The following is a 24,430-nucleotide window of genomic DNA, read 5'->3' on the forward strand; positions in this document are numbered from 1 at the left end:
AGCCACCTTCGGGTGGCTTTTTTTAATCTTGATTTTTCTGTGAAATCGTATGGATTGCACTATCTTTTTTAATTTTACCTTTAGGAACAAAGCGATACTTTGACCAAGGTAGTGGGCGTTCAATACTTTCTGGAACTTCACCACTCAACGAGCGTAATTTTAGATGTAAAGCTGCTTGTGCCATAAGGTTGGCAGATACAGGGGCAGTAATAAATGCTAGAAAAGTAAGTAAAAGTTCAGAAAAGCCCAAATGTCCTTGAAAGTAACCGTATACAATTGAGGCAATTAAAAAACTTCCGAGACCCAAAGTACTAGATTTTGTAGGTGCATGTAATCGAGTGAATAAATCTGGAAGTCGAATCATTCCTATGCTTCCTACCAACATAAAAAAGCTACCAAGTAGGAGAAAAAAAGAAACAATGATCTCCATAAAGAGTTGTGCAGACATAAGAAGCTTTCCTTTTAATCAATTACATGACCGCTAGTGAAGTAACGTGCAAGAGCCATTGTTGAAATAAAGCTAAGCATGGCAATAAGTAATGCACCCTCAAATAAATATGTGGTTGTCCAATAAATGCCTAATACAATAATAAGTGCACTTGTATTTAAGAATAACGTATCTAGCGCCAATAGCCGATCGACAATTGATGGGCCAATAATCATACGAATTAGGCACAGTGACATTGAGATAGTGATACATAATAAGCAAATCCCAAGAACATATGGCAGGATAATCATGTATTTTCTCCTGACTGAGCCGAAAATATTTTAATGAGTAACTGTTCGTAGCGTTTTTTTATCTCTTTAATTTCAGCATCTGTATCTGTTGAATTTAAGGCATGTACAAGAATGTCACCACGTTTTTGGTCAATACCTGCGCTTACCGTACCAGGAGTCGTGGTAATAATCATTGCGAGCAATGCATTGACTTGTTCATTTTGCGTGGCTAAAGGAATACGGAACCATTTGGGCTTTAAATTCTTCTTAGGTCCTAATACCAGTTTTGCAACTACAAAATTGGAAATCACAATATCTATTAGTAGAGTAAAGAGTAAACGGATGGCAGAAGGCCAATGAATACTTGGCGTCCTTGTAATAAAAGGAGCAACCATTCTTGGAACAACTACTGCCAGTATAATTGCTAAGAGAATATCACTCGTTGCAAGGCTATGATTTAATAATAACCACGTAGCCGCAGAGATAACTGAAAAAAATGGATGCGGAAACCAACGAGAGAAACGAGTTTTTCTTTTCATTTATGGCTCCACAGATTGTAATTTAGCGCCAGTATTTCGAGTTGGAATACTGGTTGATTGATTAAGCTGCTGTTGTTGTATTTCAATCTGCTGTTGTTTGTAGAGTGAAATATGCTCACCATGAAGAGAGTTCGGTGAAATAATATATGGGATAAAGTGAGCATTCGGATCTGGATTCTCACCTGCATACTTAGTTTCGGCAATATATTTAGGATCAAAAGGTTCAACACTAATAAACTCACCACGCATATTTTTGTATAAAATTTCTTTTTGGTATAAATCGCTTTGTGTGAGCATAAATGCTGTTTTAAATAAGTACTGTTGTATAGGATGAGCATAAACAACATAACCAATCAGTACTGCAATTAATAAGTAAATTGTCTTATCATTTCGACTAGGCGCATGGTCTGGGAGTGCTTGATAAGAGAGATAATCTTCTCTTTTTGGATTGGTTTCGGGCTCACTTGCTTGCCAAAATAAAATGAATCCCACACGTATAAAAGCAATAATGCTCAGCAAACTTACGATTAATACACTACCAATAATCCACATTTGATAAGCACTATTTTGCGTTGCTTGTAAAATAAAAACTTTACCAAAGAAACCACTAAATGGTGGTAAGCCGGCCATCATTAATGCAACAATGAAGAAACATATTGAAATGAGAGCATTTTGTTTCATTCGTGGTGCGACATGTAAATGGTCTTTAAAAATGCCACGTTGAGCTGTAATCCAGCCACAGAGTAAATAAAATGCTGCACCAATGAGAGTACTGTGAAACAAGTAATATAAGCTAGCTGCCCACGCTTCAGGTTTATGAAGCCCTAAGCCAATACAAATTGTCCCTAAAGATGAAAGGATCATAAAGCCTACGAAACGTCTCAAACGCACGGCACCTAAAGCGCCAATCACACCGTAAAGAGATGTTGTGAGGCCAATAATGAGTAAAATATCGAAAAGAGGAGATGGATTGTCGAGAAGTAATATCGAGTTAACACGTAATATGGCATAGATGCCAACTTTGGTCATGAGCGTGAATAACGCAGCAACTGGAGTACTGGCAACAGCATAGGTTTTTGGTAGCCAAAAACCCAGTGGAAACACAGCAGCTTTAATTGCAAAAACAGTAAAAAGTAAATAAATTCCTGCAGTGGCAAGATGAAGCTGATCTGGTTGTAACTTATGCATTAGACGCGCAACATCGACCATGTTTAAGCTACCAACATTGGCATAAATGAGTCCAAGACCAATGAGGAAAAGCGCACTTGCAAACAAGTTAATAATGACATAGTGGATACCAAGCTGAAATCTTGCTTTCCCTTGTCCATATGTCAGCAATACATAGGAAGCCATTAGCAGTATTTCAAAGAAGACAAATAAGTTGAATAAATCTCCTGTTAAAAAAGCACCGCACAGTCCCATAAGTAGAAATTGAATAAGTGCATGGAAATAGCGACCTCGGCTATCCCAATCTTTACTTGCAAACCATACGATAGGCAAAGCTAAAATATAAGTAAGTAAAACCATGAATGCAGACAGTCGGTCAAGTACTAGAATAATACCGAAAGGTGCACGCCACTCCCCAAGTTGATAAATCATCATATGATCTGTAGCTGCTTGGCTAACGTAGAGTATCGCTGTACCTAAACCTGCGAGTGTTGCGATATAGCTTATTACTCTTCTGATAGATTGGCGTTTATCATTTTGAAGATTATCTGCGTTTGAACTACCTAAAAGTAAAAGAATAAAGCCAGCAAAAGCAGGAATAAGAATACTTAGAATAGGTGTTTGTAGTTGCCAAAAATTTGATATTTGATCCATCATGGGGCTTTATCCTCATTAGGATCATTGGCTAGTTCTGTAATTTCTTTGGAGTCGACATGGTCTGTACCTGATTCATAACGACTTCTTAAAGCAAGTTGGATAATAAAAGCAGTTGTTGCAAAGCCAATCACGATGGCAGTAAGCACCAAAGCTTGAGGTAGTGGATCTGTGATAGACGTTGCTTCGGTTAAAATAGCCGGAGAGTTAATTTTTATTCTACCTGTGGCAAATAGGAATAGATTGACGGCATAGCCGATCATTGCTAAACCAAGTACAACGGGGAAGGTTCTTGCACGTAGTAATAGATAGACTCCTGTTGCTGCCAAGAGCCCAATTGCCGAAGCAAGTAATAGTTCAAGACTAATCATAAAATTTACTCCTTGGGTACAACAGGGCCAGACATAGACGAGTGTCTTGAATCACCTAAAACAGAAATCATGAGCATGGTCGAACCAAGCACAGCAAAATATACGCCTAAATCAAATAGTGCTGCAGAGGTCAGATGCATTGATCCTAAGAGTGGAGGGTTTACATATATATGTGCACTGGTCAAAAATGGTCTTGTCCATAACCATGCAGCAAGTCCTGTCACGCCTGCAATTGTTAAACCAATACCAATCCATTTCTCATAACGTCTTCCTGAGTTTGCACGCAGTAGTCGTTCTGCACGGTCTTGGCCAAGCGCGATATATTGCATAATTAGAGCCATTGCAGTGATGAGCCCCGCAATGAAACCACCGCCTGGATAATTATGTCCACGGAGGAAAATATAAAGGCTGACAATAAGAGCAACAGGGAGTACCCACGACGTACTTGTTCTTACCAAAAGAGGTGAGGGGGTAAATCGATAGGTCAGTCCTTTGGTTGTTGTTGTTCCATGTGCACGCATGCCATCCATAAGACATAGTGTGCCAATACCTGCGATGCCAAGAACAGTAATTTCGCCGAAGGTATCAAAGCCACGGAAATCCACTAAGATGACATTGACAATATTTGAGCCACCACCTAAAGGTAAAGATTGTTGGACGAAGAACCATGAAATTGAGTCATGATCACGTGTAAGAATTAACCATGCAATCCAGCCTATTCCTAACCCCACTGATGTAGCGATGATAGCATCACGCCAACGTCGTGTTTGCGATGACTCGTAAGGGGTTAGCTGTGGTAAAAGTGATAAACTCATGAGTAAAAGAACAGTAGAAACAACATCTACAGTAATTTGCGTTAGTGCTAAATCTGGTGCGGACAGTGTAATAAAAACAATAGAAACAACGAGACCAATTGCTCCCATGATGAGTACTGCTTTAACACGCTCATGATGGAACCAAAGTAGCATCCAACAACCTGTAAATAGTAATGCCCAAAGTACCACAGCGATTGGAGAAGCATGTGTAAGTACACGTGTGCCCGTAGATATTGGCGTTGAAATTAAAGGAATTGCAACTAATGCCACCGCAAAGATAATAATCCAAAATAAGTAGCCTTGTAGACGACCTGTTTCAGTGGCTAATTTAATTTTCTTTGCAGTTTTTTCGGCAAAATTTAAGATTCCTTCAAAGATGATCTTACCTTGGAAATTTCCTAAGTAAGACTCTAGTTCAATATTTTTAATTTTTCCATGACGTGCGAGTAAAGCATAAAACCCAATTCCACCAAAAAGTGCAATTAAACTCATGACAAATGGTAGGTTGAAGCCATGCCAGATAGAAAGATGTGGTGAAGGAATATTGTGCTGTAAGGCTGCTTCGCTTACAGCTATAACAGTGTGCTCTGCAAAAAAGGCTGGGGCAACACCAACCAAGATACATAAGATTGCAAGTAGTAGGATCGGTGCACGCATACCAAATGGCGGTTCATGTGCATCTTTATTTGGAATGTCTTCACCTAGCTTGCCATTAAAAAATACGCCATGAATCATTCGTACTGAATAAGCAACAGCGAATATACCTGCGCATGTGGTCGCAATAATAGCAAGAAGTGCATTTGTTCCACTAAATGTTTGCGCAATTTCTGTAAAGAACATTTCTTTAGAAATAAAACCATTGGTCAGTGGTACACCTGCCATTGCCGAGGCTGTAATAAAAGTAAGTGTGCCTGTAAATGGAAGTAACTGCCAGATACCTTGTAGCTTACGTAGACTACGGGTTCCCATTTCATGGTCAATAACACCAGCAATCATAAATAATGCTGCTTTAAATGTTGCATGGTTGATAATATGAAAAATTGCAGCAGCAACAGCAAGTGGCGAGCCAATGCCTAGTAGACACATAATTAGACCCAAGTGACTAATGGTCGAGTAGGCCAATAGACCTTTTAAATCTTCTTTAAAGACGGCAAAAAAGGCACCAATGCAGAAAGTAATTAATCCAACTACGGTAACTAATTGATGGAAAAGAGCATATCCTACGAAGATAGGTAAAAGCCGTGCGACCATGAATATTCCAGCTTTCACCATTGTCGCAGAGTGAAGGTAAGCAGAAACTGGAGTGGGCGCTGCCATTGCGTTAGGTAGCCAGAAGTGAAAAGGAAATTGAGCACTTTTGGTAAATGCACCTAATAAAATAAGTAATAGTGCAGGTGTAAAAAGAGGACTTTGTTGTAAGACACTCCCCATATCGAGGATTTGGTCTATTTGATAAGTACCAGCAATTTGTCCAAGGAGGATGAATCCTCCTAGCATAGCTAAGCCACCCATGCCTGTAATGGTAAATGCCATACGTGAACCACGTTGGGCTGCATCGTACTGTTGCCAATAAGAAACCAGTAGGAAAGAAGAAATACTGGTTAGTTCCCAAAATACCATTAAAACAATCAGGTTATTTGACAGAGATATACCTAGCATGGCAGCCATAAATAGCATGAGAAAACAATACAGCTTGCTTAAGCTACTTTTTTCGCTTAAATAATAATAGGCATAAATGAAAATGAGTGTGCCAATACCACTAATGAGCAATGCAAACAGTAACCCTAAGCTGTCGAGCCTAAAACTCCAATTGATACCCATTTCAGGCAACCATTGCCATTCTTGTAGTAAGGTTTGACCATTGAATATCATATTTGCTTGGGTAAGCAATAATGTAAAACAAGTGAGGCTAATACCAACAGCTATTAGCATTTTTATCAGTCGTGGGATTTGATGCAAACTTGCACTGAGTACAGTACCCAAGAGCAAAGGTAAAAGTATGATAATCGCTAGCACACTTGTGTCCTTTTTATGATATAGGCCGACCGTAATCACCTAGGTTAGTTTTTTTAAACTTCAAAGGAAAACAAGGAATTATCCAATATTCAAAGTTTAACGCGGAGGTATCTTTTGAAAACTTACAATATTTTCAGGGATAAAGTCGTAGAAAAATACAGTAAAATTTTAAGATATATTGTAATCAATAAATAAACCAATATCTGACCTTTTAACATTAAAAAACAGCATATTTTCTTTAAATATTAATATTTTCTTAAATGATAAACGATTTCTATTCTTTCACCTAGTTAGAAGCAAAATTGTTTGTTAAAAATCATGAAAATTGAAAAAAATTTATGCAGGGCAGAATAAATCTGCTATCTTGTTTTTTGCTCTATTTTTATGATGTCACTGTATCTTAAGTCGTATATCGCAGGTCTGGCTTTGTCTGTAGAGTAACTTAGGGAAAATACGAAGTCAGTATGAAGTATCATATTGTCTAAATAAGTAAGCAGATACTTTTACTATAGTGTTAGGTTCAGTTATATTTAAACTCGTATAAGAATCTAGGCAAGTAGGATATTGCTGAGAATAGAATAGGATGTTTTAGGGCAGAGCAATATTTACAGAGTACGCAGCAATAGCAACGCACTTCAATGATTGTAATATTTCAAGTCACATTCATGTTCTTTTCTCTTCAACCTTCAGTAGTTTAGTATGCTTAATGAAAGCTTGATCAATGATTGAAATAGCGAGAGCTATGAAACTCATTATAGAAATATATACGATTGTGTGAATCAGGTTATACTGAAATCACACGCTTTTTGTAATCCGAATGAATCCATCTGATTGATGAAATAGGAAAACATGATATGTCTAAAATTTTTGATTTTGTGAAACCGGGTGTTATCACTGGTGATGACGTTCAGAAAGTGTTTGCTGTTGCAAAAGAAAATGCATTTGCACTTCCTGCGGTAAACTGTGTAGGTACCGATTCAATCAATGCTGCACTTGAAGCTGCTGCAAAAGTCAAAAGTCCAATCATCATTCAGTTTTCTAATGGTGGGGCAACATTCATTGCTGGTAAAGGCTTAAAAACAGAACAGCCACATGGTGCTGCTATTTTAGGTGCGATTTCTGGCGCACATCACGTACACCTTCTGGCAGAGCATTATGGTGTACCTGTTATTCTACATACAGACCACTGTGCTAAAAAATTATTACCATGGATTGATGGTTTGTTAGATGCGGGTGAAAAGCACTTTGCAGCAACAGGTAAACCATTATTTTCTTCACACATGATTGACTTATCTGAAGAATCACTAGAAGAAAATATTGAAATCTGTGCAAAATATTTAGAACGTATGTCAAAAATTGGTATGACGTTAGAAATTGAATTGGGTTGTACTGGTGGCGAAGAAGATGGCGTAGACAATAGCCATATGGATGCTTCTGCACTATATACACAGCCTGAAGATGTTGACTATGCTTATGAAAAACTTAATGCAATTAGTCCACGTTTTAGTATTGCTGCTTCATTTGGTAATGTTCACGGTGTATACAAACCAGGTAACGTGAAATTAACACCAACTATTTTACGTGATTCACAAGAGTACGTAAGTAAAAAGCATAATCTAGAGCACAACTCACTCGACTTTGTATTCCATGGTGGTTCTGGTTCTTCTGCTGAAGAAATTAAAGAATCGATCAGCTATGGCGTGATTAAAATGAACATTGATACAGATACTCAGTGGGCAACATGGGATGGTGTTTTACAGTTCTATAAAAAGAACGAAGCTTACCTACAAGCGCAGTTGGGCAATCCTGAAGGTGCAGATAAACCAAATAAAAAATACTATGACCCTCGTGTTTGGTTACGTGCAGGTCAAACATCTATGGTGACACGTCTAGAACAGGCGTTTAGAGAATTAAACAGTATTGACCGTAACTAAAATGAAATTTAAATAAAAAAGGAGCGAAAGCTCCTTTTTTATTTTCTTGGTTTTTTGTTTTTAATCTGCTGAATTAGATCATAAATATAGTGAATATTTAAACTTGATTTTGCACGTGTGCATGCAACGTAAAGCAAACGAAGTTCTTCATCACTAATTTTATAGTCGTGCTGATTGAGTTTAAATTGGTAGTCATCTTCAAGATGAACACGATCCCACTCAAGCCCTTTTGCTTTGTGTGCTGTTGAAATGACATAGTCAGCTTCATCAATGGGCGTAATTTGAGTGAGTGCTTTTTTTAATGGGCCTGAACCATGTTCATCGACCAATCTAACTAAGGGTTTGATATCACTCCCTTCATGCGTTTCACAGTATTCATGTACATCATGCCATGAGTTAAACCATGCAAGTTCAGGCACATCTGTGACGCGTTTTCCTTGCTTGAGCATACTTGCTGCATCGATAAAACGTCCTAAACGAGCATGATCTGCTTGTAAGGTAACTTTGTCATGATTTACTAAACCTGCAAGCAACAGCTCCATTGCACGTGCATTGGTACGACATAAAATAGCATCACGTTGTTTGGTATGTGGTTTATTGACCACTTTTGAAACTTGATTGGGGTTACCAAGTAGAGGGACAGTTTCATCTAAGCCACTTAACAATAAATTCGCAACTTGAGCAATCTCATCACCAAAACGAAATGAGGTTGTTAAGCGAGAAGATGGTAAGGGAAGCTTTTGCATGGCATTGACTGCACCACGCCATGCATAAATTTGTTGATGTGCATCTCCAACATAAATAACCTGCGTTTGTTGCTGTTTGAGCAAAATACCAAGCATGAGAGGGTCGGCATCTTGTGCTTCATCAAATAAAACATAATCTGCAGGAATAATTGGATTAGACAATGCCCATAATTTTAGATAAATGTCGTGCCCAATACCTGCTTGATGTTCAGGGTGGATTGACTCAAGCCAACGTCGCTCTAAAAAAGGGTATAAATGTTTTTGTAATGCATCAATATCGTCTGTATGTAGCCAATTGGGTGCCTGAATATGACGAGGTGCTGGATATTGTGAGTTTGTTGAACAGAAATACCCGACAGCATTTACGACAAGACCTGCCAAACGACTCGGCATAATCGTATATTTTTCATAGCGACCACCCATTAAACGTCTAAGCGTAATCGGTTCTAGACGATACTCTTTAGCTAAAAAACTAGGACTCAAACGAGGCAGACGTAGTTTATCGGTTACTGCACGTGGCACGCTACGAAATGCTAAGGAGTGAAATGTTCTACTGTCGACTTGTCGATCAAACTTTTTTTGTGCTTCACTTGCAATCGCCTTATTGAATGCTAAATACATACCACGCCGTTGAGGCATGGCATGGCTAATCATTTGTAAAGTTGTCGTTTTACCTGTACCAGCATAAGCAACCACTTTAAATGATTCACCAAGCAATGCATGTTCAATGGCAGTATTTTGTTCGTTAGTAGGCTTAGGTGTTGTGGTCATCTTAATGAGTACGATTTGCCTTTTCTACAAGACCAGAAAGGCCTTGGCGTCGTGCAAGCTCATTTAAAATATCTTGTGGATTTAAGTTGAAGTAGCCCAACATGACAATGCTATGAAACCATAGGTCTGCAACTTCATAGACAAAGTCATTTTTATTATTTTGATTTTTTTCTAAATCGAACTCTTTTGCAGCCAGTACAGTTTCAAAGCTTTCTTCGCCCACTTTTTCTAAAATTTTATTTAAACCCTTATGATATAGCTTGGCAACATATGAGCTGTCTGGGTCAGCTTTTTGGCGCTCGACCATCATTTGACCTAAATAATCTAAAATTTCTACTGTTTCTGCTTGGGTCGTTGAACTTTCCATCGCAAGTGTATGGGCATTTTTTTCAGAGGTAGTCGCATAAATTTCTTTAGGGTCTTTGAGTGGATGGTCTACTGTTTCCCAACCATTTTCTGTCAGTTTTCTATAAAAACATGACTCTCGACCTGTATGGCATGCAATACCACCTTTTTGTTCAACTTGTAAAATAATGACATCTGCATCGCAGTCTAAACGAATTTCGTGAACAACCTGAAAGTGGCCTGAAGTTTCACCTTTATGCCATAATTTTTGGCGTGACCGAGAGAAGTAAATAGCTTGTTTCTTTTCTGCAGTCATTTCAAGTGATGTACGATTCATCCACGCAACCATAAGTACGCGACCAGTTTGATGATGCTGTGCAATAGCAGGAATTAAACCTTGTTCATTAAACTTTACCTCATCAAGCCATTGCACGTTATTCATGGAAATCACCAAAATTAAACTAAAAAAGAAATACGGTCTATCACAGACACGTGCTTATAGTTTACGTGAAATTGTTCCATTTCTAAACGCTTTTCTTAGCGAACTAGACGCCACATCACCAATAAAGTACTGATAATAATGAGTGGTACAGAAATAAACCACGGTGCAATAATCGCAATAGAAAGTACAATTAAAAGTACACTACCAAAAATCCAGTTTCTTTTTTGTTGATATTCAAGCTGTAAGCGCAGTTGTTGTATTTCACGTAACTGCTTATCTTGCCATGTAGATTGATTTTTCAATCCATTCAGGCTATCTACAATTAGACTCGGTAAATCTTGTGCACCGAGTAAGAGATCGGGGATTTGTTTGCCAAATTGTCGAATGTTATAAATTGGATCCATATTTGCTTTGACCCATTTTGTTAAGATAGGTTTTGCAAGTTTCCAAATATCTAACTCAGGATAGAGATCTGTTCCTAAACCTTCAATATGTACCAATGTTTTGAGAAGTAACATGAGTTGAGGTGGTATTTCTAATCTAAAGCGACGAGCAATGTCCATAATTTGCAGTAAGATACCTGCAAAGTCGAGTTCATGCATTGGTTGTGAAATCATAGGGCCGACGGTACGACGCATCTCGCGCGCAAGCGCATCTTGATTTGTACCCGGTGGAATCCAACCTGCTTGATGTACGACTTGAATAAGTTGCATGAAGTTACCGTTCATCACGGCAAGCAGCATGCGCGCAACAGTCATTTGATCTTGTTTGGACAGTTCACCCATAATTGCACAGTCAAGCGCAATATATCTTGGATTTTTAGGATTAATTGTTTCTACAAAGACATTACCCGGATGCATGTCTGCATGGAAAAAGTTATCTCGAAAGACTTGTGTGAAAAAGACAGTAAGTCCTTTCTCGGCTAAATCTGCACGATCCATTCCTAAGCGGTCAAAGGTTTCTGTATCTGATATAGGGACACCTGTGATGCGTTCTGCAATCATTGCATCGGTACTGTCCATATAGACTTCAGGAACATACATCATACTAGAGCCAGTAAAGTATTGACGCATACGGCGAGTATTACTGGCTTCTAATGAAAGATCGAGTTCATTTAGTATGGTTTGACGGTACTCTTGAATAATTTCAAGCAGATGAATAGCACGTGCCGCTTCAATTCGACTTTCTAAGTGTTGTCCAATCCATGTGAGTACTTCAAAGTCTTGAATGAGTTGAGGACGTATATCTGGACGCGTTACTTTAACGACAACTTCTCGGTCATCGTGTAAAGCGGCTGTGTGAACCTGTGCAATGGATGCTGCCGCAAGAGGTTGGTCATCAAATCGTTTAAATAATGTGTTTAAATCTGCTTTAAATGCTGACTGAATACGATCTTTGGCAATCTGAACAGAAAAGGGTTTCACTTGATCTTGCAACATAACCAATTGTTGTAAGATTTCAGGTGGAATGAGATCTCGACGGGTAGAGAGTAGTTGCCCCATTTTAATTGCGAGGGGGCCCATATCCTCTAGCGCTTCTTTCAGTTTAAGTGGATTATCTAAATGTCTACTTGACCATGCAGCAGGGTGTAAACGAATGAGTTTTAGTAAAGGGCGTGCTTTGGGTGGAATATCTTCCGCAGAGATTAAAGTATCTAATCGATAGTGGGCAGCAATACGCCATACTTCGAATAAGCGAGAAATATGCGGAATCATAACTTAATCACCCGTATGGTTTAAATGGAGCTTTTTTTGAAGCAGTTTAATTTTTGCATCGAGGCGATCAATATTTTGTTGTAGTTGTCGCGTACCCTGATTAAGATCATCCATCTCCCATCTGGCAGCAAAGAGTTTACTGTCTTCCTTGATGATGTCTTCTAAAAAGAAGATTTGGCTTTGAATTGAACGCTGAATGTATTTAGGAACCACTTGAAGTGTGCCACCAATTCCACTAGACAAATTCACACCAATCCATGGCGACATAGATGTTGCAATATCAGGTTTCATGTGTTGCAGAATGTCCTGAATTTTTTGCAATAAATGATAATCTCCTTGTAAAGGAATATTGCCTACATCTTGGTTTAGTAAAAGCTTTGCGAGTTCGACAAGATTTTTAACATGGAGTGTGGCAGTGGCTTCTACGACATGTTGCTTCTTATCAAAAGGCCGTTGTTTAAATAAAGAGGGTGCAGATGTATGTCCTGTGACCGTAGGCTCAAGTCGAATTTTCTCAGCATCGAAAAGTACATCTATAGAAATTTGAGGCGAGTCAATAATGACACGTAGCCTTTGGCCTTCTAGTGAATTTAATTGAATGCGTGTAAGTGTATCGAGGTCAACCCACTGGTTGACCATTTTCTCTGCTGTACTTAGAGCCAGTACTGACCACATGACAAATACCTTGAATTTTAAAGCTTAAAGCCACGGTGAACAGCGACAATTCCCGCCGTCAGGTTATGATAGTCGCAGTTTTGGAAACCTGCATTTTCCATCATTGCTTTGAGAGTCTTTTGGTCTGGGTGCATACGAATAGATTCCGCAAGATATTTGTAGCTTTCAGAATCGTTTGCAATAATTTTTCCCATTAAAGGAAGTGCTGTAAATGAGTAGGCATCATATAATTTTGAAAAAGGTTCAAAGATTGGTTTTGAAAACTCAAGAATGAGTAAGCGACCACCGGGTTTTAGCACACGTAACATTGACTCAAGCGCTGCTTCTTTGTTGGTAACGTTACGTAAACCGAAGCTAATAGTTACAAGGTCAAAACTATTGTCTTCAAAAGGTTCCAAAGATTCAGCATTTGCTAAAACAAAGTCGACATTTGTACAACCTGCATCAATAAGACGATCACGCCCTACATTTAGCATAGATTCATTAATATCAGACAGAACGACATGCCCTTGTGGCCCAACTTCACGACTAAATACTTTTGCAAGATCGCCTGTTCCACCTGCAATATCTAAAACGTGTTGACCACGGCGTACACCAGACATTTGGATTGCAAAGCGTTTCCATAGACGGTGAATACCAAATGACATTAAGTCATTCATGAGGTCATATTTTTTTGCAACAGAATGAAAAACATGAGCGACTTTTTGCTCTTTTTCTTCTGTGCGTACAGTTTCAAAACCAAAATGTGTGGTTTCTCCAACCTGTTCATTTTTATTTGCACCTTTTGGAAGCGTATATTTATTGTCGCTTTTAGAAGGTTCGATCGCATCTTTTTGACCTTGAGGAGTACCTTCAGGTAGTGGCGAAGATAAAAATGGACTCACTTTGTCTGACTGAGTAGCCGTATTTGATGTTGTTGTAGGCGTTTGGTTTTCATTCGACATGGAGTCTCTCCTGATCACGAAGAATAGTTAGAAGCTGTATTAAACAAGGAATCTTTGTTTAATGTGCTGTAATGCATAGATAGGTCAATAATATACAGAAAAAATCTGTTGTTGTGGCATTTTATCTTACGAACAGCTTAAGCAAATGGTGATGGATGCCCTGTATGTAATTTTTCAATGACTTGTCGTTCTTTATTCGTAAACGTTTTTACAAAATTTGCCGCTGAGTTTAATGGTTTTAGTGCAATAAACCCTTCATGCATAAAACGATATAGCGTATCGAAGCGATGTTTATATGCGAGAGGTTTACCCATTTTAAAGGCGGTTTGCAACATAAAAGAACGTAAATGACTGTCGAGGTAGCACCCTAGTTTATCTGTCATTTCGAGCTGTTTTAGCCGCTCTTTTTCCTGTTTTACTTGAATATAGCATTGTTGCATCATGCTGTTATTTAATGGTGTCTGTGGGTCATAATGTTTTAGGAGCTCTTCTGCAACTTCTTCATCGAGCTGTACAGCTAAAATAGAAAGCTCTATTCCGTGTGTCCCTGTTTGAATCGCAGTACTTGGAATAAGTCTTTCTATTTTATGTGCGTGCTGAATTAAACGAGAAACTTGTTCTGCAATAAGGTCGAAGTCGGGTCCGCCATAGAGGCGTTGAACAAAGTAATGTCCCATCAGCTCATGGTTTTTCTGAGAAAAAAACTGCTGATGTGCTTTGCATAATCTATTTTTTTGCCATTGTTGCACATCTTGTAAACGTTTTTTTAATGCAGGATTATTATGGTATTTAAGTTGTTGATACCGCAATACGAGATCATCAAGTACAGCAAGTTTTGTCATATGAATATAAAACAACAAGAGAAAACATATTCATCATAAATTGACTTGATTAAAAATAATATATTTATCGCGTAAAAATACGGTATAAACTGAGTACATGTAAAAATAAAAATAACAGGATATTCTTATGATGAATCCAATGAAGGTAAACGAAGATGAATTGTCACTTGCTTTAATTGAGGCGCAATATGCATTTAAAAAAGCACGTGGCACAAGAAATGGAAAAAGTTTACTTATTTTAGTCAGTGGTGTAGAGCTTGCCGGCAAAGGCGAAGCAGTAAAACAGTTAAGAGAGTGGATGGATCCACGCTATTTACGTGTAAAAGCGGACACACCACATTTACTTAATCACGAAGAACCTTTTTGGCAACCGTATACTTCATCTATACCTCGAGAAGGTCAAATAGTTGTACTTTTTGGTAATTGGTATAGTGACTTATTAACCACAGCTATGCATATTAATCACCCATTTGATGAAAGTACATTCGATGGTTATGTGCAACAAATGCAGGCATTTGAAGAAGATTTAAAAAATAATGCTGTAGATGTCATGAAGTTTTGGTTTGATGCTTCATGGAGTAACTTGCAAAAAAGATTAAAGCACATCGACTTATCTGAAAAGCTATTACATCGGTTACATGGCGTAGACTGGCAAAAGAAAAAGCAATACGAAAGTGTACAGCAACTACGTCAACGCTTTACACAAGACTGGATTGTGATTGATGAAGAAGATGAGGCGGTTCGTAGCCGTAAGTTTGCAGTGCATATATTAAAACACCTTAAACATGATGCACTGTCTTGGACGGGAAATGCAGAGCTTTGGACGCAGTCAGCACTGAATGAAAAACTTACGCACGTGGAACAAAAAACGCTCGATCATACGTTATATAAAAAACGCTTAAAAAAGTTAACCAAACAAGTGGCTCATTTACTACGTGAAGATCAACGGCGTATTGTGATTATGTTTGAAGGTATGGATGCTGCAGGCAAAGGGGGAGCAATTAAGCGAATTGTAAAGAAACTTGATCCACGAGAATATGAAATTCATGCAATTTCTGCACCTGAAGAATATGAGTTAAGACACCCTTATTTATGGCGTTTTTGGACAAAAACCAATCAAGATAAAATTACGATTTTTGACCGCTCTTGGTACGGGCGTGTACTGGTCGAGCGTGTAGAAAAATTTGCAGATGATATCGAGTGGCAACGTGCTTATGGAGAGATTAATCGTTTTGAACACGATCTGGTAAGTAACAATACGGTTTTAATTAAGTTTTGGTTGTCTATTGATAAAGACGAGCAAGAAAAAAGGTTTAAGGCTAGAGAAAATACACCCCATAAACGCTTTAAAATTACAGATGAAGATTGGCGTAATCGTGAAAAGTGGGATGACTACTTGCAAGCTGCTTCAGATATGTTTGCTAATACTGACACAGCATTTGCACCGTGGCATATTATTTCTACCGATGATAAACGTCATGCACGCTTACAGGTACTAGAAGCGATTGTTCAGCAAATGAAGGTGGGGTATTCACCTTCATAAGCAATGAGTGAACAGTTATGCACTGACTGTTTTGGGTTGAGATTTTTCTTGAATACTTTTAGCAAGTTTATAACCATCTTCAATATGTGTTTCTGCAATTTTTTTGAAGACAATATAGCCTAGACTTGCTGAAACAATTTGACCACCTAGTGGGATGAACTTGGTAACTTGCTTGGTAAGCATACGGCTAATAAAACCATTAATCGATTTCTTTACGCCTGTGCGTGCGACCATAAGGCCTGTAAACTCTACACCACGCTTACGTAGCTCATCCCATTTGACTTCCTTCGTCTTTGGGTTAAATACACTGACATATTCTTTCGATAGTCCAAAGCGTTGGTTCATTTCAGGAATAAGTGCGGTAAGTAAACCAACATCAATCATTACGTCAAAAAATGGAATGGGTACAATTGCAGCCCCAGCCGAAATATAAGCACGTTTTTTTATCAGTTCTAAACATTCGCGCTTTGCTTGTTCTAAATCTAAATGTGGATCAATATATTCGGGTACATTATCAATATTCATATCATAATACCTTTAAAATTGTTGTTGCCGAGGAAAGTGACAAGTAAGCTTAATATTTATATAAATTTGGCTTGATAAAATAAGGTTACATTTAATGCAGTGATCTTCGCAAGTCTTTACGTATATAAAAAAAGTAATTGGTACGTAAAGTAACCTGAACTACTTTAGATAAATAGAGTGGTGTAATATGCTTCCTCTCAAAAGGAGGAATATAAGAAATGGGTATTCATGTATTTCAGAGTCAGCAGCTTGAAGTGCTTGCACAGATGCTACTTCAGCAACAATCTAAAGTCACGAATGATCCATTTCGCGTGTTAGAAACACAACACTTTATTGTGCCCAATCAGGCGATTGAGCAGTGGTTAAAGCAATATATTGCAGAGCAACAAGGCATTAGTGCAAATCAGATTTATCATCAACGTATTCAGACTTTTCAGTGGTATGTTTATCAGCAAGTGATGACCGATAAGGATCAGGTTCGTCAGGCAAATATTCCTCGACTCGTAATGAAATGGCGTATTTATGAAGCTTTACGTCCTTTTATTTCTTCGGCCCAGCTCGAATTATCAGAAGAGCATGCATTATTTGGCATTGTGTCACGTATTTTTGACAGTGCGATACATTTAACCGACCCGACACAACGACAAATTAAAAAGCAAAGTATGTTGTATTGGGTTGCAGAGCATGTATCTCGTTTATTTAGCCATTATATGTTGTATCGTGGCTATTGCCTTGAAGGGCATGCAGAGGGAAAGTGCAGTTGTAATCAAAATTGGCTAGATGCTTGGGGACGTAACCAAGCCATTGATATTGAAAAATTAATCTCACCTCAGTCAAAAAACATTTCTTTATATAACTTAGAACAAGCTGAGTCTTTAGAGGCATGGCAACGTTGGTTATGGCATGAAGTATTTCATGACGATTTTTTAAAAATTAAAGAAATTGATACGCAATTTTGGCAAATTTTGGAAGCGACAAAAACAACGGCATTGAAGCAATTGCCGCGAAAAGTGACTATTTTTACTCTCTTAGATTTACCCCCCAATCAGTTACAGTTTTTGCGTCGTTTGGGACAGTATATTGACGTTACGATTTATCATTATAATCCTTCGCAGGAGTACTGGGCAGACAGTGTCGATCCTCAGTGGAAGAAAACATATGATGCTCAAGCAATACAGCGTTTTAGAGAAAAGAATGAGCGATTAAAGAAAAAGTTGACAGATGAGGACATTGAAGCATTTATTCAAACCTTTAATGTAACGTTTAATGCAGAAGCAAGGGAGTCTAGACACCCGCTATTAACTCGATTTGGTAAGCAGGCGCGTGATCATTTTTCACTGTTAGCAGGTTTGTCATCAGGTGAGGAGGGAGTCTGGCAAGATCTATTCTTTGATCACTATCAGGATACCTTACTTGGAAAAATACAATCTGATATTTTATTCCTTATGGAACCTGAAACACATGCCTATCCATTAGATTCAGCAGATCAGTCGATACAAGTACATGTATGTCATTCAAATTTAAGACAGCTTGAAGTTTTAAAAGATCAGTTGATGCATTGGTTATCTCAAGCCACAAAAGAAGCACCACGCCGTTTAGATGATATTTTAGTAGTTGCACCTGATCTGGGTATGCTTGAACCGATGATTCGTAGTGTATTTGCACCACCGCCACGATCACAAGGCCAGCGTCAAGAAAGTTATTTACCGATTAAAATTGTAGGTGTACCGCAGTTCGACTTAACCAATGCATGGTTGGCGGTCATTGGTCGAATTCAACTTCCACAAGGACGCTTTAGGTATAGCGACTTTGCAGATTGGCTGAGTTTATTACCCACGCAACACTATTATGGCTTAGATCATGAACAAGTGACACGAATGCTTGCACTTCTTGAGGGTGCAGGTTTTAAACGTGGTTTGGATGATGCGCATTTAAAGCGTTTTCTTTTAGAAGATGATCAAGATTATCGTTTTACGTTTAAGTTTGCGTTAGACCGTTTAGCAATGGGAATTGCTGTACCTGAGCATACCTTGGTATTAAAAACACTCAGTTATCGTGATGTACAACCTGAAGACTTTCTGCTTATTGGTCATTTAATTCAGATTTATAAAGACTTGAACCATCGTCGTGATTGGCTCATTTGTCATGAAAAAGGCGAGCATTATAGTGTTGAGTATTGGTTAACTGTACTTGCTGATGAAATTGCTCAATTTCAGCAACAGGGTGAAGATATTTTACGTACCGTTGCAGAGTTGATTCAAAAGCATATTCGTATGCTCACCCTTTCAGTCACGTATGAAAAGCGTAATCAGCAAGAAAAAATGGGACAGTTAGATGACCTTACTTTACCACTTGCCTATGTCATTTCTGAAATTGAACAAGGTTTAGAAAGTCAGCTAGAAAATGCTGAACCGAGTGGTCATATTACATTTAGCGAAATTGGTCAGATTCGTCCTATTCCTTATAAATTAATCGTTGTACTAGGTTTAGATAGTGGTATTTTCCCAAGCCGTCATCAACATGTGCCATTCGATCTAATGCAGGTGCTACGTCCAATTTTAGGTGATCGTTCACGTTTAGAAGATGATCAAGGTGCATTTTTAGATGCATTGCTCTTAGCAAAAGATAACTTTTGGTTGTTTTATAATGGTTTTGATGAAAAGAGTGGTGAGCTCATGCAACCCTCAAGTGTATTGCAAGAGTTCGTAGACCATTTGGCTCTTATTACTCAAGATGTATTAACCCAAGAAGTTTCGGTCGAAAAATCTAAGTATTTAAAAGACATGAATGTGCCGATGCAACTGGCATCTCTATATCACATTCATGCATTACAACCTTTTGATACTATTAATTTTGTAGATTCAGGGGCAATACACTATGAGGATCAATGGTTTGCCGTCGCTAAACAGTTACAGCATTTTTCAGGAAAAAGACAGCCTTGGATAGATCAGCCTTATCAAGTGAATGATCCTGACATGAGCATATTTGACAGTATGCAATGGATTAATGATGTCACTTTTCCAGCCCAACTTTACTTAAAAACATTAGGTATCGAAAATACGAAAAGTGTTGTAGAAAATATTGATGAAGAGCCATTGCTATTAGATGGTTTAGCACGATATGAAGTCAGACGTTTTTTTCAAGCTCAAGATATGCTTGTCGAAAATATGCAGGTGTTATTAGATCAATTGCCTGTGGGCAAAGTGCAAGAGAGTGCTTGGCAACAATCGCAACAAGAGTATCGTACTTTATTGGAGCGCTTGCATTGCTATGCAGATCATCCTACACCTACGACGCAACAAACGTTATGTCTTTCAGATCATTTATATTTACGTATTACTGTTCCAAAACAAAATGCAGAAACTCAATGGGTTGAGTTACAAATCTCTAGTGCTCGTGCTGAACGGCGTGCAAAAGCGTGGCTTAATTATTTATTATGGTTACGTTATCTAAATTTGCATGAGCAGGGGAAAGAGTATCGTTATATTGTTGTCTTTAGCGATCAAACTATTATTTATGAAGGTGTTAGCTCAAATCAGGCAAGGGAGTTTTTAAACCATTGGTGCCAGTTATGGCAACAGGCAATGACCACTCCAGTTGTACTACCTGCCGCACTTTTAATGAAGCCAAGTGAAAAGAATAAGCCTTTAGATTGTACAGAAGACAATGGTTTAGATGAGAAAATATGGCAGACATTGTCTAAACATTGGAATGACCCACAAAAATATAGCGAGGTTTTTTCAGCAAGTGACGATAAAGCATCGAAATATCATCAAGATTGGCAATTTATTTTACAAGAACAAGATGCAAGTCTGCTATTAGAAAGTCATTGCCGTGAATGGGCATATCGTTTATATGCGCCAATTTATGACTATTTAACTGTTGATGAATAACTGAAAGGAAAAGAGAGTTGTGAAACGAGTTGCACCAGAAGTATCTTTTCAACCGATTCAAGATATTCAGTTTCAAGGGTTACATTGGATTGAAGCATCGGCAGGTTCAGGAAAAACATTTACACTTTCGAGCTTAATTGTACGAATTCTGCTAGAAAAATACTTACCTAAGCAAGTTGTTGCAACGACATTTACACGCGCTGCTGCGGCTGAGCTGAAACAGCGTATTCGAGCTCGAATCATTGAAATGCATGCTTTCTTTAAAGAGAGAATTGCTTTTGATGACCAAGCTAATATTGTCTACTTAGAAACACTTAAAGCTGAGCAAGCCGATCCATTAAAAATTATTTTATTGGAAAATTTTTCGACACAAGTGAGTTATGCATGTAGCCGATTACAATTGGTTTTGGAACAGCTTGATGAGTTATTTGTAGGAACGCTCGATAGTTTTAGTCAAAAATTACTTAGAGAGTTTGCATTTGAAAGTGGTAAAATTGAACGTGTAGACATTACAGACCAATCGAAGCAATATACGCAGCAGCTCATTCATGATGTATTACGTGAGTGGTTACAGCAACAGTCGCAACAGCAAGTTGACTGGTTTTATATGAGTGGTCGTTTAAAGCCAACTCAGCATTATATAAAAATAGTTGAAGATGCCCTCAATTTTACCAGTGCATATTTTAAACCTGTAGAACCTCCAAAAATACAAATAGAAAAATTCTTAGTATTGAGAGAAAAATTACGTGATGTGAACTTTACTCATTTAACACCTTATTATTTGGCGGAAGGCCAGTTTTTTTCTACAGTAAATAAAAAAATATTTACTAAAGATAGTTTTACGGTTTTATTTGAGCAAACTATTCCTAATGCTATAGAGCGTATTTTAAAAGAAGATGGGCGTTACTTTTTTTTAAAAGAGTTTACAGAGGCTCGGGCAGCACTGGAAAAGTTTTTAAAAAATATTCAAGACAGTAAAGTTTTTACAAAGAAGTGTTCGGAACAAGACGCAACACAGTTTTATACCGATACCGTGCTACTCAAACTTTTAGATGTTTTAGTGCATGTACAGCAAATGGAAAATGCACTGGTTGAAACAGAGGGTTATCTTAAATACTATTTATGTGAACAAGTTAAACTTCGTTTACCTGCATTGTTACAACAGCAAGGTGAGACTACTTTTTCACAGCAAATAAAAACATTATCTGAAGCACTACAGGGGGCGCAAGGCGAGCATTTCGCTGCTTTTGTACAGACAAGCTATCCACTTATTTTAGTCGACGAATTTCAAGATACGAACCAAGAGCAAGACAATATGCTTGCCAGTATTTGGCGTTCACCTACAAGGTATGAAAAAAGCTGCATGATTATGGTGGGGGATCGTAAGCAGGCCATTTACGGATTTCGTGGTGGTGATATGCTGACATTCATTGGTGCTTACCATGATGTTGTGGCAAAAAAAGGCTCTTTTTATCGTTTAAAATACAATCATAGAACGATAAAACCTTTGGTTGAGGCGGTAGATGCATTATTTTTACAAAATGCCGATTTTGGTGAGCAAGTGATTTATGAACCTGTAGAAGCAGGCACACGACCGCATCCACAACTTATTGAAGGTGAAGTACACAATCCAAAACCACTGCGCTGGTTACATATAGAAGGTGACATTCAGGCTGAAATACAAGTTGCATGGAAAATATCTACACTATTACAACAAGGCCAACAAGGAGCGTTATATCTAGCGAAAGATGAGATCAATACTCCAATTATTGCAGATGATATTGCCGTATTATCTAAAAATCATGATGGCTTAGATAAAGTTCAGTTTGAGCTAGAGCGTTTAGGTATACGAGTAAATCGACCTTCTAAAAGAAGTGTTTTTGATGGTTTACTGGCACAGGATGTTGCTGCTGTCTTAACAGCGATGATGAATCCTTATGATGAAAAGAAAGTAAAGCGTGCTTTGCTCAGTCGAATGTTGGGTTATACGCTTAAAAATTTAAATGAATATGAACATCAAGCGGATGGCCTAGGGCAATTTATTTCAGTATTTAGTGAAATTCGTGAGATTTGGTTTGAACGACATTTTTTAGCAGCGTGGCAGTATTGCTTACGATATTTTGATGTCTGGCGTAATTTAGTTCGCTTTGAGAGCCGAGATAATGAGAGAAGTGTTGTCAATTTAAGGCACTTGTCTGACCTTTTAAGTCAGCATAGTGGAAAGTATCAAGGGCCTAAAAACTTATTTAACTGGTATTTGAAACAAGTTGCTTCACCGAGTGACCGAGAGTGGGAGTTAGAGCGGAGCTTATCTACAGATGCTGGTATCCAGCTCATGACGATTCACCAATCGAAAGGGCTAGAGTTTAAAATTGTTTTTTTACTCAATGCCAATGGATCATTTCGTGAAATTAATAAAACACTGAATTTTTCCACAACCGAGCGTTTAAGTGAAAAAACGAATCAATTGGAACAACAACGCGTCATTGCAATAGATGATAAAAATGCATTAACTGAGGAAGAGTTACAACAACACCAGTCACGTGCGCAAGCAGAACAAAACCGATTGTGGTATGTTGCTTTGACTCGAGCCAGTCATCGTATTTATGCTGTACTTAATAAAGGAAAATCTGAAACAACGACTGGGATTAACTACTGGAGAGTTCAACCTGCATTATTTACACACCCTGCAACGACAGATGAACCTCTGTTAGAGAGTAAGCCACGACCTTATAAAGAAGATCGCGAATTAACAGTACAGTTATATGCGATGGCACAACCTCAGCTTAAGCTTTATCCAAGATTGAAGACCAGCTTTTCTGCTCTGGCACAGCATTTAACCAAGCAACAAGCATTAGACGTTTTAGCGAATTATATCAGTGATGAAACTGCTGCTGAGGATGAGGTCTTAATTGCTGAACCCATAAACGATGTTAATACTGATGTACATGATGAAGAAAGAATTACATGGATTGCACGAAATTTTCCAATGGGCACACATGCAGGTAATTTCTTACATGAGATTTTTGAACATATTCATTTTCAAGATGAAAACTCATGGGATCTAGAAATTTATCGTCGTTTTAAGAATGATTATAGTGGTCTTAAAAAACAAGTTTTTGAAAAGTATCAAATGCTTTTTAGTGAGCAATTAAGTGAACAGTTTTTAGAAGAGCGTTTAATTGCAGATGTAAAATCATGGTTAAGTGATATTTTAGCGACACCATTTGGAGATGGAATACAATTAGGACAATTGACATCGGAGATGTATCTTTCTGAGTTTCCCTTCTACTTAGCATTGTCAGATCAGGTCTTTGCAAGTCAGCGTATCCATCAATTGTTTCAAGAGTACGATGTCTTTATTCCAACATTAAATCCTGCTGAGTCTGCAAGATTTTTAAATGGGTCAATCGATTTGGTCTATCAATTTGAAGGTAAATATTATATTGCCGACTATAAAAGTAACTTTCTTGGTGAAACCATTCAATGTTATACCCAGCATGAAATTGCTAAGAACATGTCTCAAAGTAGTTACTGGTTACAAGCAAGTTTATATTTAGTGGCATTGCATCGTTATTTGAAAGAGCGATTAGTAGGTTATGAAATTGAAAGCCATTTGGGTGGGGCAACCTATTTGTATTTACGAGGCATGACAGCAAATAAAGACATGGGTGTATGCCACTGGCAACCCAATGCGGAGTTTATTGAGCGCTTAGATGCAATACTTGGGTATTATGCTGTACAGAAGTTGGCTTAAATAAATTATAAATCTTTGA

The 24,430-nt window shown here is 38.1% G+C and carries 17 protein-coding genes; 4 read left to right on the top strand and 13 right to left on the bottom strand.

Annotated elements, in window-relative coordinates:
• Window positions 1-22: 22 nt before the first annotated feature.
• From OZX61_RS01495 to OZX61_RS01520, 6 genes are read right to left on the bottom strand one after another with little or no spacing between them, the layout of a single operon-like run.
• On the bottom strand, window positions 23-448 hold the full coding sequence (locus tag OZX61_RS01495; protein WP_195771197.1) for a Na+/H+ antiporter subunit G: 426 nt from the start codon (window positions 446-448) through the stop codon (window positions 23-25).
• Window positions 449-462: 14 nt separating this feature from the next.
• Entirely contained in the window at window positions 463-738 is a 276-nt protein-coding gene (locus OZX61_RS01500) for a monovalent cation/H+ antiporter subunit F (protein ID WP_195771196.1), read from the bottom strand.
• The gene (locus tag OZX61_RS01505; protein ID WP_195771195.1) at window positions 735-1,256 is read right to left on the bottom strand and encodes a Na+/H+ antiporter subunit E; all 522 of its coding nucleotides are present in this window, start codon (window positions 1,254-1,256) and stop codon (window positions 735-737) included. The genes OZX61_RS01500 and OZX61_RS01505 overlap by 4 nt, the downstream gene beginning before the upstream one ends.
• Window positions 1,257-3,080, bottom strand: coding sequence for a monovalent cation/H+ antiporter subunit D (locus OZX61_RS01510; RefSeq protein WP_196337710.1), 1,824 nt, complete (start codon window positions 3,078-3,080; stop codon window positions 1,257-1,259).
• Window positions 3,077-3,448 (bottom strand): Na+/H+ antiporter subunit C, encoded by a 372-nt coding sequence (locus OZX61_RS01515; RefSeq protein ID WP_195771193.1) that lies wholly within the window; start codon window positions 3,446-3,448, stop codon window positions 3,077-3,079. Before OZX61_RS01515 ends, OZX61_RS01510 begins: the two co-directional genes overlap by 4 nt.
• Window positions 3,449-3,453: 5 nt before the next feature.
• A complete protein-coding gene (locus tag OZX61_RS01520) occupies window positions 3,454-6,279 on the bottom strand; it encodes a monovalent cation/H+ antiporter subunit A (RefSeq protein WP_277095084.1) in 2,826 nt (941 codons plus the stop codon).
• Between the two features lie 854 nt (window positions 6,280-7,133).
• On the opposite strand from OZX61_RS01520, the gene fbaA reads away from it, so the two are divergent.
• The gene (gene fbaA, locus OZX61_RS01525; protein ID WP_195771191.1) at window positions 7,134-8,213 is read left to right on the top strand and encodes a class II fructose-bisphosphate aldolase; all 1,080 of its coding nucleotides are present in this window, start codon (window positions 7,134-7,136) and stop codon (window positions 8,211-8,213) included.
• Window positions 8,214-8,251: 38 nt separating this feature from the next.
• Here fbaA and OZX61_RS01530 read toward each other — a convergent pair whose 3' ends face one another.
• The 6 genes from OZX61_RS01530 to OZX61_RS01555 all read right to left on the bottom strand — a co-directional run bounded on the left by OZX61_RS01530 (window position 8,252) and on the right by OZX61_RS01555 (window position 14,693).
• Window positions 8,252-9,730 carry a UvrD-helicase domain-containing protein gene (locus OZX61_RS01530; protein ID WP_195771190.1) on the bottom strand — a complete coding sequence of 493 codons (1,479 nt, stop codon included), beginning with the start codon at window positions 9,728-9,730 and terminating at the stop codon, window positions 8,252-8,254.
• Window position 9,731: 1 nt separating this feature from the next.
• A complete protein-coding gene (gene hisIE, locus OZX61_RS01535) occupies window positions 9,732-10,517 on the bottom strand; it encodes a bifunctional phosphoribosyl-AMP cyclohydrolase/phosphoribosyl-ATP diphosphatase HisIE (protein ID WP_277095086.1) in 786 nt (261 codons plus the stop codon).
• 95 nt (window positions 10,518-10,612) lie between these two features.
• Window positions 10,613-12,232 (bottom strand): AarF/UbiB family protein, encoded by a 1,620-nt coding sequence (locus OZX61_RS01540; protein WP_195771188.1) that lies wholly within the window; start codon window positions 12,230-12,232, stop codon window positions 10,613-10,615.
• 3 nt (window positions 12,233-12,235) lie between these two features.
• Window positions 12,236-12,907 (bottom strand): hypothetical protein, encoded by a 672-nt coding sequence (locus OZX61_RS01545; RefSeq protein WP_277095087.1) that lies wholly within the window; start codon window positions 12,905-12,907, stop codon window positions 12,236-12,238.
• Between the two features lie 17 nt (window positions 12,908-12,924).
• Window positions 12,925-13,851, bottom strand: coding sequence for a bifunctional demethylmenaquinone methyltransferase/2-methoxy-6-polyprenyl-1,4-benzoquinol methylase UbiE (gene ubiE, locus OZX61_RS01550; protein ID WP_277095089.1), 927 nt, complete (start codon window positions 13,849-13,851; stop codon window positions 12,925-12,927).
• 137 nt (window positions 13,852-13,988) lie between these two features.
• Complete coding sequence (locus tag OZX61_RS01555) at window positions 13,989-14,693, bottom strand: hypothetical protein (protein ID WP_277095090.1); 705 nt, start codon at window positions 14,691-14,693, stop codon at window positions 13,989-13,991.
• Window positions 14,694-14,820: 127 nt separating this feature from the next.
• Between OZX61_RS01555 and OZX61_RS01560 the strand changes: the two genes are divergently transcribed.
• Window positions 14,821-16,236, top strand: a complete 1,416-nt coding sequence (locus OZX61_RS01560; protein ID WP_277095091.1) for a phosphate--AMP phosphotransferase — start codon at window positions 14,821-14,823, stop codon at window positions 16,234-16,236.
• Window positions 16,237-16,251: 15 nt separating this feature from the next.
• On the opposite strand, the gene OZX61_RS01565 is transcribed toward OZX61_RS01560, so the two are convergent.
• Window positions 16,252-16,761, bottom strand: a complete 510-nt coding sequence (locus tag OZX61_RS01565; RefSeq protein WP_195771183.1) for a hypothetical protein — start codon at window positions 16,759-16,761, stop codon at window positions 16,252-16,254.
• Window positions 16,762-16,979: 218 nt separating this feature from the next.
• Between OZX61_RS01565 and OZX61_RS01570 the strand changes: the two genes are divergently transcribed.
• A complete protein-coding gene (locus tag OZX61_RS01570; RefSeq protein WP_277095092.1) occupies window positions 16,980-20,654 on the top strand; it encodes an exodeoxyribonuclease V subunit gamma in 3,675 nt (1,224 codons plus the stop codon).
• 19 nt (window positions 20,655-20,673) lie between these two features.
• Complete coding sequence (locus OZX61_RS01575) at window positions 20,674-24,411, top strand: UvrD-helicase domain-containing protein (protein ID WP_277095093.1); 3,738 nt, start codon at window positions 20,674-20,676, stop codon at window positions 24,409-24,411.
• Window positions 24,412-24,430 lie beyond the last annotated feature (19 nt).

It is taken from the genome of Acinetobacter sp. ESL0695, assembly GCF_029392135.1.
GTDB classification, from domain to species: Bacteria; Pseudomonadota; Gammaproteobacteria; order Pseudomonadales; family Moraxellaceae; genus Acinetobacter; species Acinetobacter pollinis.